Here is a 16,087-nt window from a genome sequence, read left to right as displayed (position 1 = left end):
GAGTGTCACATCCGTATATATCAGGTCCAAAGAACATTGCACTAATGCTGGCACAATTGAGGAAAAATTTTCCATCCACAGTCACTTCAGACACAGTGAAAAGACTAGGGCTTGCCTCAAATAACGAGAGTTACGTTATCAATTCACTTACTTTCGTGGGATTATTAGATGAAGATGGTAAGAAGACTGAGAACGCCGCTCAAATTTTTTCAATTTCTAAAGATGAAGCGTTTCAGCAATCATTTTCATCCCTAGTCAAAGATGCATACAATCAACTATTCGATCTCCATGGCGACAGTGCGTGGGATTTAAGCGAAGATGAATTGTTAGATTTTTTTCGCCAGGCTGATCAAACAAGCGAAACCATTGGGAAAAGACAAGTCAAGACATTCAAAGTTTTTGCTGGGTTTTCGGGAAAAGAAGAGCTTCCTGATTTAACTAGAAAGTCCACGAAAACTCCCAAGCCAAAAAACGCTTCACCTACAACTAGAAAAGACGTTAGAAAAGTTTCTCCAAAAGCAGTAGAAGCAACAACGAACACTCATACTGCAGCTAGTGGCAAGAATGAAGTAGCCGTAACAGTGCGAGTAGAAGTAAATCTTCCCCCAAATGGTGATCAAAAGACCTATGATGCAATCTTTGCTAGCATCAGAAAAAACCTGATGGATGACTGATAAACTTAAATTTTTGAAATCCAGATTACCTAAATTCGAGAGCAATCCGTATGTGAATATAGAGGACGAGGAATACGAGAGTCTCCATCCATTTGACGAAAGAAATATTCATCCAGAAATTCGTAAGCACTCACTTGCGCTTTTTGATGATGGGCATTACAGCCAAGCGACGTTTGAGGCATTTAAATACATCGATAATAGAGTAAAAAAAATTTGCAATGTATCTGCTACTGGCGAAAAATTAATGATGACAGCTTTCAATGAAGGCTCCCCCCTCGTTAGATTAAATAATTTATCAAACGATAGTGAAAAAGATGAGCAACGAGGATACAGATTTATATTTGCGGGGAGTGTGGCGGCTATACGCAATCCACGCGGCCATGAAGTTAATTTACCTGAAACGACTGACACATGCTTAGATCACCTTTCCTTTGCATCACTTCTACTAAGAAGAATCGATAATGCGGTTGGACCTATAGTCTAAAGAGGACTAACCCACCAACCCCATCCACGCCCCCCATCTCCCTCCCACACTCTCTGTGTGAGCGATTCTCCACATATGACCCTCTCGGCGGCGCGGGCGGCTTTATCGGCTTTGGTGGCAGGCTATGTGAGTTTGATTTTGGCGGCTTTGCAGCGGGGGCAGGTGTCGAAAGTTTTGGGGTTATCGACAAAGCTCGCGGTGCAGGTGCGGCGGAATTTGCGGCTAATCGCAGGAATTGAGCGCTCGTATTTACAGACTGAATTGATGCGTAGCCCCGCTTTGCGCGCGCGAATTTATTGCGACCTCGGCGGGCGTTTGGCCATGGAAAAATGGGCAGAACGGCAGCGGAGCCGCGCGGGTAAGGGCGGCGTTTTTGGCAGCGAGAGCGGAGCGCGAAGGGGCCACTTCCAACCCGATTTCTGATCCGTATCCAACCCGCCCGACATCTTCACCCGCGCCGCGCAAAGCGTGGTCGCCGACCGTCGATCGCACGGGGCAGTTTCGGTTGGCGACAATTCAAACAGGCGCGAGAGCGACACCGCCTGCACCTCGTAAGCGGGCTGTGCGCGGGGTCAAAGTCTGGCGGTTTGATCCGATTGAAGTGACGCCCGATGATCTGCGGCCAGCGCCTCCCCCGACCTATCCCCGATTACGAGCAGAAACGGTGCGCCCTTCGCAAACCCATTTCCCGCCGCCGAGGCGAGATTATTCGGGGCCTTAATGCGAGTCCGGAATCCATGTCTCACATCACCAGTAACCCAACACCGCGGCGTACCTCGCTCCGCGAGGCAAATCCTATTGGGTCACTGCATTGGGTCATTGCGATGATTAAAATTCTGCGCCAATCGCATGGAGCGTCGCGCCGTTTTTATTCAACCATTTCGTCGCGGGTTTGACCTCGTCAAATATGGAATGGCAGCAATCCCAAAAGGCTTTGCTGTGATCGTCATGGACCAGATGCGCACATTCATGTGCCGCAACATATTCGAGGACGAAAGGCGGCGCGCAGATCAGGCGCCAGGAATAGGAGATATGCCCCTCCCCGTTCCGCGTAATGCAAGACCCCCAGCGGGAGGATTGATCACGGACGCTGACTTTCCCGACGGTCTTACCAAGTTTGTCGGCGTAGTGATGGCTCGCCGCCGTGAGTTCTTCGCGGGCCTCGCGGATGAGGAGGCGGCGGACGCGACCGGGGAAGCTCTCGGGATCGGGGCTGGGGACGATAATCTTGTGGGTCGCGCGATTAATCTTTGGGCGGCCTGTGCCCGCGGGCGAAAGGAGTTGATAGTCTTGGCCCTGGAACAGGATCGTCTGCCCCGGCGTGAACGGCATGGGCGGCGGCAGGGTTTCAAGCTGCACATTGATCCAGTCGCGCTGCTCCTTTGCGAAGCTCTGCGCTTTTTTGAGCGCACGGAGGCCCGGCACGACGACATGGACTTCGCGGTCCGCCGTTTTGACTTTGATCGAAATGCGACGCGCGCGGTCTGACAGGACATACAGCACGCGGGGGTCGTCCTCGTCGCGCAAGGGGAAACGGTCTTTCACCGCAGGGCCACGCATGGTAGCATCGCCTGACTTTAACCGAGACAGGAAGCCTGCCATGACTATTTCTCTCCGCAATTCGTTTAGCGTGATTGCACTCTCCGCTGCCCTTATGATGGGGGCATGTGGGCCAAAGGACAAGGCTGGATCACCGCAAATTTCAGCGGAAGCCGCGCCTTTGGGACTGAAAGCGGCGTCGGATAAAGATTTTGCGCGCCACTTCGCGGTGCCAGAGCGGACGACGAGCGAGGCAGACGCCAATAAAGCGCTGGCTCTGCTGGGTATGGCCGAGTCAGGAGCCACGGATTTAACATGGGCAGCGCGAGAAGGTTCGAACGGAAATTATACATTTACAAACTTGTCCAGCAATACGGATGACGGCGTCGTGATGATCGAAACGGCGGTTCTCACGGGGGTTCATATGGAGGGCGACGCGGCGAATTTTGACCGTGCTGACTTTACCGGCGTTAGCATGACCGGGGATGATTTAACGGTGAAGGTGAAGAATATGACGGTCGCGCGCCCGACCCCTGATACGGCGAAAGCCATATTGAAGAGCATTGAGAAAATGTCAGATAGCGACGACAAATTATCGCTGGAAATGGAGGACGATGATTTAGATATTGGATTTGGGGCGATTTCTGTCGCTGACGTGACGGTCTCTGGTGATGAGGTGTCAGGCACGATCAACCAGATGGTCTACGGCACAGACGCACAAACTGAACGCACTGATTTCAAAGTCAGCGACGTCAATCTGACAATCCAACCGCGCGGGCAGAGCGATGCATCTGCGCCGTCATTGTTGACGATGAAGTCACTGACGGGCCGCGGATTTTTGAATGCGAGCGACCAGATGGATATGGCGTCGGGCGGCTTGGGGGCTTTGCTCGGCAGCCTCAATATGTATGAAAAACCGTATGATAGTTTTAGCTTGGATAGTCTAATTTTCAACAACTCAAATGTGGAAATGAACATCGCAGGATTTGAGGGTGAGGCCACGACTAAGGGCGACGTCACGACGATCCGCCAAGTCGGCAAGCCGATGGTGTTCAAACTGAAAGAAGCCCCCAAAGCGATGGAAGCTCGGCAGTTCTATAAAACGATGAGCGACCTCGGCTTTGACAATATCACGATCAAATCCTCGCAAGTGTCTGTATTGGACGAAGGCAAGGATACGATCCGCGTCAATGACGGAATTTTGGAAATGACGGACGGGTTTAAGCTAAATTACACGTACGGCGCGTCGGGACTCAAAGAGGTTCAGCAAGCGATGAACACAGGCACGAGCCAAACTGCGCAGCAAAGAATGGCTATGCAAATGCTCAAGCTGAACGACATGAAAATTAGCCTCGAAGATAAATCTATTGTCGAGCGCGGCCTGAAACTCGCAGCAGAAATGCGGGGCGCTGATCCCGAGCGGGTGAAAAAAGAAATGCGCGCAGCCGTGACGATGGCACCGCTTCTTGCGCGGTCTGATTTGGAAAAAGATTTGGCGTCAGAACTTGGCGGGGCGTTTATGGAATTCATCGAAAAAGGCGGCACGCTAACGATTGAAATGGCCCCAACGGAACCACTCCCTATGGCAGACCTGATGGCCTTACAACAAAATGGGGGGAGCCTAAAAGATCTCGGCTTCACCGCAGAGCAGAGTGATTAAATAAATGGTTCGGTCGATCGTTGGACAAAGCTTGGATCATGATCCAGATTTTCGGTGGCGAGGCGAAGCCGTCACCCGTATCGAAAACCTATCTGACATCGTCTTTGCGCTCGCGCTTGGCATGTTAATTAGTGGCGTTGACACCCCACGCAACCTCACTGAGTTAAATAGTTTTCTATTCAGCATTATTCCAACCGCCGCAGGCTTTGCTGTCTTGCTCGGATTATGGCATGCCCATTATACATTCTTTCGGCGCTATGGTGTCGCTGATCAAAGAATTATTATTCTGAATGCGGTGCTAATTTTCGTCATCTTATTTATGGCTTACCCCTTGCGTTTTGGGTTCGATTCTCTTTACGGCGTGATCATCTCTAGCCTGACGGGTGACTTCTCGCGCAATGTTGATATGGGGATTATGTCGTTCGCAGACTCTGGCACAGTGGTCGGATATTTTGCGGTTTCTTATGCGGCAGTATTCGCCATATTAGCCCTTATGTTGGGACATGTATTGCGGAATAAAGATCAACTGAAACTCAACGCTTATGAGCTGGCTAAGACACATCAGTTAAGATTTGCAAGATGGGGCGAGTGTTTGGTAGCCATGCTGGTCGCAATTATATCCTTAATGACGCCATTATATAGCATTGGCAGTAGCTTATATATTCTGCTCTTCCTGCCTTTCATCATTGCAAGACGCCTTTACCCCGCCATTCGCACCGAACTACCCCCTTCAAAATCGTATTTATGATTAGCGATATTGAAGTAGGAGATGAGGGGGTGTGTCCTTGATATCTGCGCCTATCTACCGCATATGAAGTGCCAGAATGTCCGCTAGGTTGCGGCCACCAATTATGGAGACCCATCGATGAAAGTCCTCGTCCCCGTCAAGCGCGTGCTTGACTATAATGTCAAAGCCCGGGTGAAACCCGATCAGAGTGGTGTTGACCTTGCCAACGTCAAAATGTCTATGAACCCGTTTGACGAAATTTCTGTCGAAGAAGCTGTGCGTATGCAAACAGCTGGCACGGCAACAGACACGATTGTCGTCTCAGTCGGACCAGCTAAAGCTCAGGAAACAATCCGCACAGCGCTCGCTATGGGTATGGACCGCGGCGTTCATGTGCAAACAGACGAAGATTTAGAACCTCTCGCGATTGCCAAAATCCTCAAAGGAATTTGCGACGCCGAAGGCCCCGGCCTCGTCATTCTCGGCAAGCAAGCGATTGACAATGATTACGGCTCGACAGGCGGTATGCTCGCAGCTTTGCTCGATTGGCCAATAGGGTCTGCAGCGAATTCGATTGAAGCGGCAGGTGACAGCCTAACCGTGGTTCGCGAAGTCGATGGTGGTCTGCAGACTGTAAAACTGCAAACGCCCGCGATTGTCACAACTGACCTTCGCTTGAATGAGCCGCGCTATGCGTCGCTGCCAAATATCATGAAGGCGAAGAAAAAGCCGATTGAGGCGAAAACGCCCGCGGATTACGGCGTCGATACAGCCCCTCGCCTAAAAACACTTAAAGTCACCGAGCCGCCAAAGCGCGAAGCCGGTATCAAGGTCGAAGATGCAGCCATGCTCGTCGATAAACTCAAAAACGAAGCAGGAGTGATCTAATGGCCATTCTCGTAATTGCAGAACACGACAACACAGCCCTCAAAGACGCGACACATAAAGTGGTCACAGCGGCCCTCGCTATGGGCGGCGATGTTGACATTTTAGTCGCTGGCAAAGGCGTCAAAGACGTGATGAGCCAAGCCGTGAAAATTGACGGCGTGCGCGCTGTCCTCGGCGTGGATCATGTCTCCCTCACCCGTCAACTAGCCGAAGCGATGGAAGCGGTCATCGTGCCGTTAATGTCTGATTATGACGCTGTTTTGGCGCCTGATACAACAACCCATAAAAACTACATGCCGCGCGTCGCCGCCAAGCTTGACGTGCAGCAGATTAGCTCGATCACAGGGGTTGAAAGCGCAGATACATTCGTGCGCCCAATCTATGCGGGTAACGCGATGGCAACGGTTCAATCTACCGACGCCAAGAAAGTCATCACGGTTCGCACGACGGCATTTGCCGCCGCAGGCGAAAGCGGCAGCGCATCGGACAAAATGTTGGCAGACCCTGCTGGCCCGTTCAAATCCGAATATATCAGCGAAGAACTCTCCAAGTCAGATCGCCCAGAATTAACAGCGGCGAAAGTCGTGATCTCTGGCGGACGCGGCATGGGCTCTGGTGAGAATTTCAAATTACTCGAAGGGATTGCTGACAAGCTCGGCGCCGCGATGGGCGCATCCCGCGCGGCTGTCGATGCGGGCTTTGTGCCCAATGACTGGCAAGTCGGCCAAACGGGTAAAGCCGTTGCGCCAGAACTTTATATCGCTGTCGGTATCTCTGGCGCGATCCAGCATTTGGCTGGCATGAAGGACTCCAAAGTCATCGCCGCCATCAACAAAGACGAAGAAGCGCCAATCTTCACCGTTGCAGATTACGGCCTCGTCGCGGATTTGTTCAAAGCGCTACCCGAATTTGAAGCGGAACTCGACAAAGTCCTGTAAGCGTTCAAAACCAAACTTAATTAATAAGCCCGCGCATTTCCGCGGGCTTTTTTATTTATCCGTCGAAAATATCGGGTCAAAGCCAGCATAGATCATGCGTTTGCCGTCAAAAGGCATGTCGCCCATATCGGCCCAGCGAGGGTCGTTTTGCATTTTTTCGGCCGCCGCATCGCATGTCGCTTTATCCGCCCATTCGATCCAAGAGAACACAACCGCTTCATCATCTTCGGCTTTTACGGCACGTTTGAAATCTGTTGTCTTCCCATCTGGCGTGGTCTCGCTCCAGTTTTCCATGATGCGCAGCGCCCCATATTCTTGAAAGATCGGCGCGCTTAATTCGGCCAGTTTTTTATATGCGTCTTTTTTCGCTTTGGGGACTGGGATCACGAATCCTTATACATATGCCATACTGCCCTCCTTTGGTTAAGCTTAGGTTATAGCATATTTTAGTGAAGGTCGTTAGCTACCAACTACCAGTATTTTCCATGCTCGCCCAAGGTTCTTGCGCGGGGAGATTATCGCCTTTTTGCAGCAGTTCGATGGAGATGCCGTCGGGGCTGCGGATAAAGGCCATGTGACCGTCGCGCGGCGGGCGATTGATCGTGACGCCCATATCCATCAAATGCTGGCATAGCGCGTAGATATCATCCACGCGGTAAGCCAGATGGCCAAAATTGCGACCACCGTCATACTCTTCGACCTCGCCGTTTTCATCTGGCCAATTATAAGTCAATTCAATGAGCGGGGCTTTATCTTTTTCGGCGCGCGCTTCGTCTTCATTTGCCGCCAAAAAGACGAGGGTGAAGCGGCCTTTCTCAGACTCGTAACGCCGCGTCTCGACCATGCCGAGGCCGCCGCAGAAGAAATTGAGCGTCGCGTCAATATCGCGAACACGGATCATAGTATGAAGGTATTGCATGGGACGTCCTCAGTTAAAATCGTTGCACTTTCTGGCCCAGCAAATCTAATTCAGCTAAGAATTTCGATCTGTCTGGGCGTTCAGCAAAGACAGCGGAAAAGTCGCCGCTGAATTACATTTGCATAGCCCAACCCTCGACATCCATAGCGGCCTGACGGACGGCTTCTGATACCGTGGGGTGAGCGTGACAGATACGCGCGATGTCCTCTGAACTCGCTTTAAATTCCATCGCGATACAAATTTCGTGGATCAAATCGCCAACTTGAGCGCCGATCATATGTGCGCCAAGGATTTCGTCCGTTTCCGCGTGGGCCAAGATTTTGACAAAGCCATCAGTCGCATGATTGCAGCGCGCGCGGGAGTTGGCGGTGAAGGGGAATTTGCCTTTTTTATATGGCACGCCCGCCTCTTTCAGCTCTTCTTCAGTTTTACCAACGGCGGCGATTTCAGGGAAAGTATAGACGACGCCCGGGATTGCATCATAATTGACGTGGCCCGGTTTGCCCGCAATAATTTCAGCAAGTGCCGCGCCTTCTTCCTCGGCTTTGTGCGCCAACATCGGGCCGTGGGTGCAGTCGCCAATCGCGAAAATACCGTCAACATTTGTCTTGAAGTGATCCGTCTCAATAAAGCCACGCTTGTCCATTTTCACGCCAACATCTTCAAGCCCTGCTCCATTCGTGAAAGGACGACGACCAATGCAGACTAGGATAATGTCAGCCTCTAGGTCTTTGGCTTTGCCGCCCTCTGCGGCCTCAGTTTTGAGGACCATAGTCTTGCCAGATTTTTCAACACCCACCGCTTTGCGCGATAGCTCGAATTTCATCTTTTGCTTTTTGAATGTGCGGAGCGCTTGCTTCTGCACCTCGGCGTCCATGCCGGGTAGGATGTTGGGTAAGTATTCGACGACTGTCACCTCCGCGCCCATACGCCGCCAAACTGAGCCAAGTTCTAGGCCGATGACGCCGCCGCCAATTACAACCATTTTGCCCGGCACTTTTTGAAGCTCCAAAGCCCCTGTGGAAGACACGATCGTCTTTTCGTCAATTTCCAGAAACGGCAGCGTGGCAACGTCTGACCCCGTTGCGATCACGATGTTCTTGGCTTGAATTTCTTTGCCGTCAACGTCGACTTTGCCTGGGCCTGTAATTTTGCCGAAGCCCTGAATATGATCGACTTTGTTTTTCTTGAACAGGAATTCAATGCCTTGCGTCAGGCCGTCTACCGTTTTGGATTTCGCGGCGATCATTTTGGGAATGTCCGCTTTGACTGTGGCGCTCATACCCATTGCTTCGAAATCGCTTGAAGCGGTCTCGTAAAGTTCGGATGCGTGGAGCAAGGCTTTGGACGGGATACAGCCGACGTTCAAGCATGTGCCGCCGAGCGTCTTGCGTGTCTCGATACAGGCGACCTTAAGGCCGAGTTGTCCGCACCGAATGGCGCAATTATATCCGCCGGGGCCACCGCCAATAATGACGACATCATACATATCTGACATGGGATTTTCTCCGTCCGCATAGGTGAGGCACACACTTACGCGGGCGGGGGATTTGCGTCAACAGTCGCGACAGCCGCAGGCTTTCGTGCCGTCAAACTTTATGTAGCCAGCCCTTAGTTTAGCCAGCCATGACCCTTCATTTTGCGCGACCACCAGATTTCAAAAATACCCGCAGTGACAACAATGAGTGGCATGGCCCAACCCATAGTGCCTGCCGCCTCTCGCATTTCGGCATTGGTTAGCCCCCACGCGAAACTTAGGACTGCCGCGATCAATGACAGGATGAAGACAGGCACGCACCACGCTTTGCGAAGCAGGTATAATATCGCCGCGGCGAGCCCACCCCAAACCGCAATCGCATAGGCTGCGACGGACCACGTTGGGTATTGATCGCGCAGGGCCGCCATGGCTTCGCCGTAACTTTCGGCATAGGCCGCGTCGCTGAGCGTCATATCGAGATAATACATATAACAGCCAAATACATTCCAAAGCAGGAATAGCCCGCCCAATATCCAGAACATAGTTGTTGGTTTTGGTGTTGTGATTTCAGTCATAAAAAAACCTCCCTTTTGGAGGGAGGTTACTCAATCTGCGACAATCTGTCCAGTCATTCAAAGTGGTATCAGCTTCAGACTACTCGCCTGTGAGTTGGCCCTCTTGATAGGCGCTATACGTGCCCCAAAACATGAAGATACCGACGACTGTAACAGCGATGTTCACGCCAGATTCCATACCGCCCATAGTTTGAAATCCGCTGCGTAAAATCGTATCGAGTAGGACAGTCAGCGTTCCTAAGAGCGACCACATGAACCAGTAATACGCGCTTTTACGACGCAGCAAAAGGTAGACAGACCCTGTTAACATGCCAAAAACGCCGAGCGCTTGACCGACCCGCACCCAAAACGGTGTGTCCAAAATATAAGCAATTTGTTCTGGGCGGTAAGTGCCTGACAGGGCTTGCAGGTCGGCTGTTACGAAAAATGTAAAACTCAATAAGCCGAGTAGGCCCCATGTCACGGCGAAACACGCCAAAATGCCCAAAGCACGGTCTGCATAGTTTACAGGCACTTTTGTGTTATTCTGTTCGGCCGTTGAGGCCGCGTCTATCATCATAGATTTAGACATAAACTCATCTCTCATCCACGCGCCCACATCGACGCAATAGAAAAAGACTAGCAAAGAGGTCTTTCTAGGCCGTGAAAACTCATTGTTAACAAAACCTTGAGAAAAACGGCTCTGATATGAGAGATCGGATATTAGAGATCGAGCAAGAGGCGTTCCGGATCTTCGAGACATTCTTTAACCCGCACGAGGAAGGTCACAGCCTCTTTCCCGTCAACAATACGGTGATCATAGGACAGAGCGAGATACATCATCGGACGAATGACGATTTGATCGTCAATCACAACGGCGCGTTTCTCAATCTTGTGCATGCCCAGGATACCGGATTGCGGCGGGTTTAGAATTGGCGAACTCATCAGCGAGCCATAGACGCCGCCATTGGAGATCGTGAATGTCCCGCCCGACATGTCGTCCATTGAGAGTTGCCCCTCGCGGGCTTTCTTGCCGAGGGCACCAATACCTTTTTCAATTCCGCCGAGCGATAGCTCATCGGCATCGCGTAGCACGGGGACAACAAGACCTTTATCCGTGCCGACAGCGACAGAAATATCATAGTAGTTCTTGTAGATGATATCTGTCCCGTCAATCTCTGCGTTCACAGACGGCACGTCCTTCAACGCTTGCACGCACGCTTTAACGAAGAAGCTCATAAAGCCGAGCTTGACACCGTGCTTCTTGAGGAACAGCTCTTTATAGTCGCTGCGCATCGCCATGATGTGGCTCATATCGGCCTCATTATAGGTCGTTAGCATGGCCGCTGTATTTTGTGCTTCTTTCAATCGGCGCGCGATTGTTTGGCGAATACGGCTCATGCGGACACGCTCTTCACGCGGGTTGTCTGCGCGCGGCGCTTTCGTGGCTGCAGGCGCAGGTGACTGGCTGGCGGTTGGCGCTTTAAGGCCTGCATTACCCGCTGCATTCGCAGCCAGCGCATCGCCTTTGGTCACGCGACCATCTTTGCCAGAGCCTGATATTTTAGACGCGTCGAGATTATGTTCTGCGATCACGCGATTGGCGGCTGGCATGGGCGGTTTGCCGCCAGACCCAGCGGGGGCATTGGTTGGGGGGACTTCGGGCAGTTCGCCGCCCGCACCGCCTTCATCGCCGGCACCTTTAGGCTGCACGCCCGGAGGCGCGTCAGAATCGCTCTCACCGAGTTTGGCCAGCGTTTGACCGACCGTCGCAACATCGCCTTCGGAGACCAGAATTTCTTGAATGACACCAGAGCGCGGAGCAACCAGTTCTTGCGCCGCTTTGTCAGTTTCCAACTCGACAATCGGTTGATCTTTTTCGACCGCGTCGCCGACTTTCACCATCCAAGTAGCGATTGTCACTTCTGATACAGACTCGCCGACATTTGGTACGTCAATATCAATCGACGCGCCGCCAGAAGAAGACTTGGCGCTGTTTGGCGCTTCTGTCTGCGCTTTCACTTCAGCGTCACCTTTGGGCGCAGCTGTTGCAGACTTTCCAGACCCGCTGCCGAGCTTTGCGATCAACTGACCGATTGTGGCGACATCACCCTCGGCAACCAGAATTTCTTCCAGCGTCCCGTCTTCAGGCGCGACGAGTTCTTGCGCCGCCTTATCTGTTTCCAACTCCACCAAAGGTTCGTCCTTTTTGATCGTGTCACCAACTTTTTTAAACCAAGTTGCAATGGTAACTTCGGAGACGGATTCGCCGACATTTGGGATTGTGATATCAGTCATATTTTTCTACTTCGCAAAAGCGCCATCGAGGATGGCTTGCTGTTCTTTTTTATGTTTAGCCGCAATACCTGTCGCCGTCGAGGCCGCAGCTGCGCGACCTACATAGCGCGGGCGTGTGTTCTTGGCTTTGATCGCGATGAGGCTCTCTTCAATAAAGGGCTCGATAAAGGCCCAAGCACCCATATTCTTCGGCTCTTCTTGGCACCACACCATATCGGCATTTTTGAAGCGTTTAAGCTCCTCTTGCATCGCGTCGTCGGGATAGGGATAGAGCTGCTCGACCCGCATCAAGTAAACGTCATTGCGGCCCTGTTTCTCGCGTTCCTCAAACAAATCGAAATAGACTTTGCCCGAACATATAATGACCCGCTTGATCTCTTTATCCGCGACCAATTTAATCTCGGTCATTTCTGGCTTGTATTGCGCATCGTCCCATAACACACGGTGGAATTCCGACCCGTCTGCCATTTCCGCCAATGTCGAGACGCAGAGTTTGTGCCGCAGGAGCGATTTTGGGCTCATATTGATGAGCGGTTTGCGGAAGTTACGTTTCACCTGACGGCGCAGCGCATGGAAATAATTAGACGGTGTCGAAATATTCGTCACCTGCATATTATCCTCGGCACACATTTGCAGATAGCGCTCCAACCGGGCGGAGGAATGTTCTGGCCCCTGACCTTCATAGCCATGCGGGAGCAACATTACGAGGCCCGACATACGTAGCCATTTCTGTTCCGCCGAGCTAATAAATTGATCCACCATAACCTGCGCGCCATTGGCAAAATCGCCAAATTGCGCTTCCCATATCGTGAGCGCGTGCGGCGCGGCGGTTGAAAATCCATATTCGAATCCTAGCACCGCTTCTTCTGACAGATGCGAGTTGAGGACTTGGTAGTATTCCTGATCAGGTGACAGATTGTTAAGCGGGGTATATTTATGCTCGTCCTTTTGGTCGATGAAATGTGACTGACGCTGACTAAATGTGCCGCGTTCACTGTCTTGCCCAGACAGGCGCACGGGGTGACCCTCCGTGATGAGCGTGCCAAAAGCGAGATGTTCGGCGAGGCCCCAATCAATGCCTTCGCCTGCTTCAATCTTGTCCGCCCGCGCTTTAATGATACGCTTGAGCGTGCGATGGATGTTGACCGAATTCGGCAAAGCCGTGATTTTTTTACCTATATTCTGCAGCGTTTCGAGGCTGACCGATGTATCGCCCGGACGCTTTCCGTCTTTTTCTGTCGGCAAGGAAATCCCTTTCCAAACACCTTGTAGCCAGTCTGGCTCTTTGGTCTCATAGGATTTCGCTTTGTCGAATTCTTGATCAAGGTAAGTGTAGAATTCTTCGACAAGCTTGGTGTGTTCGGCCTCTGTAATATCGCCTTGCGCGACCAAACGCTGCGCATAAATTTCACGTGTTGTCTGCTTTCCGTCAATCGCCTGATACATGAGCGGCTGCGTGAAGGACGGATCATCGCCTTCATTATGGCCGTAGCGGCGGTAGCAGATAATATCCAACACGACATCTTTGCCAAACTTCTGGCGATATTCTGTGGCAACCCGCGCGGCAAAAACGACAGATTCTGGGTCATCGCCATTGACGTGGAAGACAGGTGCTTCGACCATAAACGCTACGTCAGAACAATATTGACCCGAGCGATACTCGGACGGAGTCGTGGTAAAGCCGATCTGGTTATTGACGATTACATGGATTGTGCCGCCCGTGCGGTAGCCTTCGAGCTGGCTCATCTGCATTGTTTCCATGACCACGCCCTGCCCCGCAAATGCGCTGTCGCCGTGCAAAATAACTGCCATGACTTCTTCGGGATTGTGCGAGCGATATGTGCCAGAGGCCATTTGCTGTTTTGCGCGGGCTTTGCCGATCACGACAGGCGCAACAACTTCCAAATGAGAAGGATTTGGCGCGAGGGAGAGATGGACAGAATTCCCGTCAAATTCACGATCATCTGATACGCCCAAGTGATATTTGACGTCACCAGAGCCGAAGTCTTCTGACCCCGATGCGACCCCCCCGAGGAATTCGTAGAAAATCGCGGAATAAGGCTTTTGCATGACTGACGCCATGACGTTGAGGCGGCCACGGTGCGGCATGCCAAAATTGATGTCTTTTAAACCCAACGCACCGCCGCGCTTGATGATTTGCTCCAGCGCTGGCAGGAGGCTTTCTGCGCCGTCCAAACCGAAACGCTTTGTCCCCGGATAGCGTTTGTGAATTAATTGCTCGAACGCTTCCGCTTCAATTAATTTCTGCAAAATAGCCATGCGACCTTCTTTGGAAAAACTAATTTCTTTATCGGGGCCTTCAATACGTTCTTGCAGCCATAGCTTCTCGGTCGGGTCAGACACATGCATGAATTGAATCCCGAACGTGCCGCAATAGGTGCGGCGGACGATTTCGAGGATTTGATTGAGCGTGGCATATTCAAGCCCCAACACACCATCGATAAAAATATCGCGGTCCATATCTTCGGCGTGGAAGCCGTAAGTCTCAGGCTTTAATTCATCATGGGGCGGCGTTTTTTGTAGATCGAGCGGATCAAGATCGGCAATTAAATGCCCGCGCATACGGTGCGCCCGTATCAGCATCAATGCACCCAGCGAGTCCTTCGCGGCACGTTGCAATTCATCCGCAGACGCCGCTGGCATTTTGGCAGATATTTTCTCGGCAACGGCGGACGGATCAACCCCCCAATCCCCTGTCAGAGCAGAGGTAAGCTCGCCATTGGGATCAACGGGCCAATTCGTTTTCTTCCACACAGGACCATCAGCCGTTTTCTTCACAGAGGCCGCATCGTCGCCTAGATTTGCGAAATAAGCTTGCCAGCTGGGATCAACAGAGCGCGGGTTTTCCGTGTAACGCGCTTGCATTTGTTCCAGATAAACAGCGTTGGCGCCGTCCAAGAACAGTGTGTCGATCATTTGCTGGTTTTGGTCCGACCTAGCTTTGTCCGCCATAGTCTTGTCTTTCGTGTTTCGGCCTTAGCCCGTATTTGGTCTTAGCCCTTGAGCCCTTACCTTAAGCCCTAGCCTTTGAGAACATCCATCATAGTGACGCCCAATTTCGCTGGGCTGTCGGATACGCGGATACCCGCTTTTTCCATTGCCGCAATCTTATCTTCTGCGCCGCCTTTGCCGCCAGACACGATCGCGCCTGCATGGCCCATCGTGCGACCCGGAGGCGCAGTGCGGCCTGCGATGAATCCGACCATCGGCTTCTTGATACCCTTCTTGGCCATATGAGCGATATATTCCGCAGCCTCTTCTTCGGCAGAGCCGCCGATTTCGCCGATCATGATGATTTGCTTTGTGTCGTCATCGTGAAGGAAAAGCTCAAGGCAGTCGATGAAATTTGTGCCGTTAATCGGGTCGCCGCCAATGCCAATCGCTGTCGTCTGGCCGAGCCCGACTTGCGTGGTTTGGAATACGGCTTCGTATGTCAAAGTGCCAGAGCGCGAGACCACGCCGCAGGACCCTTTTTTGAAAATCTTGCCTGGCATGATGCCGATTTTGCACTCATTTGGGGTCAAAACGCCAGGGCAGTTCGGACCGATCAGGCGGGACTTAGACCCCACCAAAGCGCGCTTGACAGGGATCATATCAGAGACAGGGATGCCCTCAGTAATCGCGATAATTAATTCCATCTCCGCGTCGATCGCTTCCAAGATCGAGTCGGCCGCGAAGGGCGGCGGGACATAGATCACTGACGCCGTCGCGCCTGTCGCGTGCTTGGCTTCCGCCACAGTGTCAAAGTTCGGCAAGCCGATATGCGTCGTGCCGCCTTTGCCGGGGGTCACACCACCAACCATTTTGGTGCCGTATTCGATGGCTTGCTCCGTATGGAACGTGCCGGTCTTGCCCGTCATACCCTGCGTGATAACTTTGGTATCTTTATTAATTAATACTGACATTTT

Annotated in this window: 17 protein-coding genes; 8 read left to right on the top strand and 9 right to left on the bottom strand. The window is 52.0% G+C overall.

What is annotated here, in order from left to right:
* Nucleotides 1-2 precede the first annotated feature (2 nt).
* The 4 genes from AB8615_RS01455 to AB8615_RS01440 all read left to right on the top strand — a co-directional run bounded on the left by AB8615_RS01455 (nt 3) and on the right by AB8615_RS01440 (nt 1,879).
* A complete protein-coding gene (locus AB8615_RS01455; RefSeq protein WP_409433175.1) occupies nt 3-674 on the top strand; it encodes a DUF5343 domain-containing protein in 672 nt (223 codons plus the stop codon).
* The gene (locus AB8615_RS01450) at nt 667-1,158 is read left to right on the top strand and encodes a TIGR02391 family protein (RefSeq protein ID WP_409433174.1); all 492 of its coding nucleotides are present in this window, start codon (nt 667-669) and stop codon (nt 1,156-1,158) included. The genes AB8615_RS01455 and AB8615_RS01450 overlap by 8 nt, the downstream gene beginning before the upstream one ends.
* A gap of 75 nt (nt 1,159-1,233) precedes the next feature.
* Nucleotides 1,234-1,581, top strand: a complete 348-nt coding sequence (locus AB8615_RS01445) for a hypothetical protein (protein ID WP_418152542.1) — start codon at nt 1,234-1,236, stop codon at nt 1,579-1,581.
* The gene (locus AB8615_RS01440) at nt 1,532-1,879 is read left to right on the top strand and encodes a hypothetical protein (RefSeq protein ID WP_418152541.1); all 348 of its coding nucleotides are present in this window, start codon (nt 1,532-1,534) and stop codon (nt 1,877-1,879) included. Before AB8615_RS01445 ends, AB8615_RS01440 begins: the two co-directional genes overlap by 50 nt.
* A 107-nt stretch (nt 1,880-1,986) precedes the next feature.
* Here AB8615_RS01440 and AB8615_RS01435 read toward each other — a convergent pair whose 3' ends face one another.
* Nucleotides 1,987-2,760 (bottom strand): M48 family metallopeptidase, encoded by a 774-nt coding sequence (locus AB8615_RS01435; protein ID WP_409433172.1) that lies wholly within the window; start codon nt 2,758-2,760, stop codon nt 1,987-1,989.
* Between AB8615_RS01435 and AB8615_RS01430 the strand changes: the two genes are divergently transcribed.
* The 4 genes from AB8615_RS01430 to AB8615_RS01415 all read left to right on the top strand — a co-directional run bounded on the left by AB8615_RS01430 (nt 2,759) and on the right by AB8615_RS01415 (nt 6,910).
* Nucleotides 2,759-4,357 (top strand): hypothetical protein, encoded by a 1,599-nt coding sequence (locus AB8615_RS01430; protein ID WP_409433171.1) that lies wholly within the window; start codon nt 2,759-2,761, stop codon nt 4,355-4,357. The genes AB8615_RS01435 and AB8615_RS01430 overlap by 2 nt on opposite strands.
* 4 nt (nt 4,358-4,361) lie before the next feature.
* On the top strand, nt 4,362-5,105 hold the full coding sequence (locus tag AB8615_RS01425; RefSeq protein ID WP_409433170.1) for a TMEM175 family protein: 744 nt from the start codon (nt 4,362-4,364) through the stop codon (nt 5,103-5,105).
* 117 nt (nt 5,106-5,222) lie between these two features.
* Nucleotides 5,223-5,972, top strand: coding sequence for an electron transfer flavoprotein subunit beta/FixA family protein (locus AB8615_RS01420; RefSeq protein ID WP_409433169.1), 750 nt, complete (start codon nt 5,223-5,225; stop codon nt 5,970-5,972).
* A complete protein-coding gene (locus tag AB8615_RS01415) occupies nt 5,972-6,910 on the top strand; it encodes an electron transfer flavoprotein subunit alpha/FixB family protein (RefSeq protein ID WP_409433168.1) in 939 nt (312 codons plus the stop codon). Before AB8615_RS01420 ends, AB8615_RS01415 begins: the two co-directional genes overlap by 1 nt.
* A gap of 51 nt (nt 6,911-6,961) precedes the next feature.
* On the opposite strand, the gene AB8615_RS01410 is transcribed toward AB8615_RS01415, so the two are convergent.
* The 8 genes from AB8615_RS01410 to sucD all read right to left on the bottom strand — a co-directional run bounded on the left by AB8615_RS01410 (nt 6,962) and on the right by sucD (nt 16,084).
* Nucleotides 6,962-7,297 carry a DUF1428 domain-containing protein gene (locus AB8615_RS01410; RefSeq protein WP_418152540.1) on the bottom strand — a complete coding sequence of 112 codons (336 nt, stop codon included), beginning with the start codon at nt 7,295-7,297 and terminating at the stop codon, nt 6,962-6,964.
* Between the two features lie 76 nt (nt 7,298-7,373).
* Nucleotides 7,374-7,829: a VOC family protein gene (locus AB8615_RS01405; RefSeq protein WP_409433166.1), complete on the bottom strand. Its 456-nt coding sequence runs from the start codon at nt 7,827-7,829 to the stop codon at nt 7,374-7,376.
* Between the two features lie 112 nt (nt 7,830-7,941).
* Complete coding sequence (lpdA, locus tag AB8615_RS01400) at nt 7,942-9,327, bottom strand: dihydrolipoyl dehydrogenase (RefSeq protein WP_409433165.1); 1,386 nt, start codon at nt 9,325-9,327, stop codon at nt 7,942-7,944.
* 113 nt (nt 9,328-9,440) lie between these two features.
* Complete coding sequence (locus AB8615_RS01395) at nt 9,441-9,881, bottom strand: hypothetical protein (RefSeq protein WP_409433164.1); 441 nt, start codon at nt 9,879-9,881, stop codon at nt 9,441-9,443.
* Between the two features lie 79 nt (nt 9,882-9,960).
* A complete protein-coding gene (locus AB8615_RS01390) occupies nt 9,961-10,452 on the bottom strand; it encodes a hypothetical protein (RefSeq protein WP_418152539.1) in 492 nt (163 codons plus the stop codon).
* 131 nt (nt 10,453-10,583) lie between these two features.
* Nucleotides 10,584-12,158 (bottom strand): 2-oxoglutarate dehydrogenase complex dihydrolipoyllysine-residue succinyltransferase, encoded by a 1,575-nt coding sequence (gene odhB, locus AB8615_RS01385; protein ID WP_409433162.1) that lies wholly within the window; start codon nt 12,156-12,158, stop codon nt 10,584-10,586.
* Nucleotides 12,159-12,164: 6 nt separating this feature from the next.
* Nucleotides 12,165-15,131 (bottom strand): 2-oxoglutarate dehydrogenase E1 component, encoded by a 2,967-nt coding sequence (locus tag AB8615_RS01380; RefSeq protein WP_409433161.1) that lies wholly within the window; start codon nt 15,129-15,131, stop codon nt 12,165-12,167.
* A 68-nt stretch (nt 15,132-15,199) separates the two neighbouring features.
* Nucleotides 15,200-16,084 carry a succinate--CoA ligase subunit alpha gene (gene sucD / locus AB8615_RS01375; RefSeq protein WP_409433160.1) on the bottom strand — a complete coding sequence of 295 codons (885 nt, stop codon included), beginning with the start codon at nt 16,082-16,084 and terminating at the stop codon, nt 15,200-15,202.
* Nucleotides 16,085-16,087: the final 3 nt, after the last annotated feature.

It is taken from the genome of Litorimonas sp. RW-G-Af-16, from assembly GCF_048319245.1.
Lineage (GTDB): Bacteria > Pseudomonadota > Alphaproteobacteria > Caulobacterales > Maricaulaceae > Litorimonas.
Note: the sequence above shows the minus strand (reverse complement) of the source record. Positions and strands in the feature narration are given on the sequence as shown.

Bases quoted from the DNA above. Each gene is read 5' to 3' on its own strand.
- AB8615_RS01450 (WP_409433174.1), top strand. From the start codon at position 667: ATGACTGATAAACTTAAATTTTTGAAATCCAGATTACCTAAATTCGAG.
- AB8615_RS01445 (WP_418152542.1), top strand. From the start codon at position 1,234: ATGACCCTCTCGGCGGCGCGGGCGGCTTTATCGGCTTTGGTGGCAGGC.
- AB8615_RS01430 (WP_409433171.1), top strand. From the start codon at position 2,759: ATGACTATTTCTCTCCGCAATTCGTTTAGCGTGATTGCACTCTCCGCT.
- AB8615_RS01435 (WP_409433172.1), bottom strand. From the start codon at position 2,760: ATGGCAGGCTTCCTGTCTCGGTTAAAGTCAGGCGATGCTACCATGCGT.
- AB8615_RS01425 (WP_409433170.1), top strand. From the start codon at position 4,362: ATGGTTCGGTCGATCGTTGGACAAAGCTTGGATCATGATCCAGATTTT.
- AB8615_RS01420 (WP_409433169.1), top strand. From the start codon at position 5,223: ATGAAAGTCCTCGTCCCCGTCAAGCGCGTGCTTGACTATAATGTCAAA.
- AB8615_RS01415 (WP_409433168.1), top strand. From the start codon at position 5,972: ATGGCCATTCTCGTAATTGCAGAACACGACAACACAGCCCTCAAAGAC.
- AB8615_RS01405 (WP_409433166.1), bottom strand. From the start codon at position 7,829: ATGCAATACCTTCATACTATGATCCGTGTTCGCGATATTGACGCGACG.
- lpdA (WP_409433165.1), bottom strand. From the start codon at position 9,327: ATGTCAGATATGTATGATGTCGTCATTATTGGCGGTGGCCCCGGCGGA.
- AB8615_RS01395 (WP_409433164.1), bottom strand. From the start codon at position 9,881: ATGACTGAAATCACAACACCAAAACCAACAACTATGTTCTGGATATTG.
- AB8615_RS01390 (WP_418152539.1), bottom strand. From the start codon at position 10,452: ATGTCTAAATCTATGATGATAGACGCGGCCTCAACGGCCGAACAGAAT.
- odhB (WP_409433162.1), bottom strand. From the start codon at position 12,158: ATGACTGATATCACAATCCCAAATGTCGGCGAATCCGTCTCCGAAGTT.
- AB8615_RS01380 (WP_409433161.1), bottom strand. From the start codon at position 15,131: ATGGCGGACAAAGCTAGGTCGGACCAAAACCAGCAAATGATCGACACA.
- sucD (WP_409433160.1), bottom strand. From the start codon at position 16,084: ATGTCAGTATTAATTAATAAAGATACCAAAGTTATCACGCAGGGTATG.